Annotated in this window: 1 protein-coding gene; it reads right to left on the bottom strand. The window is 37.1% G+C overall.

Annotation, left to right across the window (positions count from 1 at the left end; all coding sequences use genetic code 11):
* On the bottom strand, positions 1 to 251 hold a 251-nt coding region (locus AAEY88_RS14780; RefSeq protein WP_350563602.1), incomplete at both ends, for a hypothetical protein.

The following is a 251-nucleotide window of genomic DNA, read 5'->3' as shown; positions in this document are numbered from 1 at the left end:
GCTCATATTAGCTAAAAATTGACTCTTAGCCCGGTTAGCCAAATCAGATTGCTTTTTTGCTTGTGCTAACGAATAAGTACGCTCTGCTACTTGGCGAGTAAGTGCAATTTGCTGCTGATTAAACAGTAGTAAAATCAATAAAATTAATGAGCATACAACTACTTGAAGTATCAGCAGCAGTAAGGTGAGTTGATTATTATGTTGAGCTAAAAAGGCATCTTTAAGTGCCAGTTTTACGATCCATTGTTGCC

Source organism: Psychrobacter sp. CAL346-MNA-CIBAN-0220, from assembly GCF_040309805.1.
Taxonomy (GTDB): Bacteria; Pseudomonadota; Gammaproteobacteria; order Pseudomonadales; family Moraxellaceae; genus Psychrobacter.
Note: the sequence above shows the minus strand (reverse complement) of the source record. Positions and strands in the feature narration are given on the sequence as shown.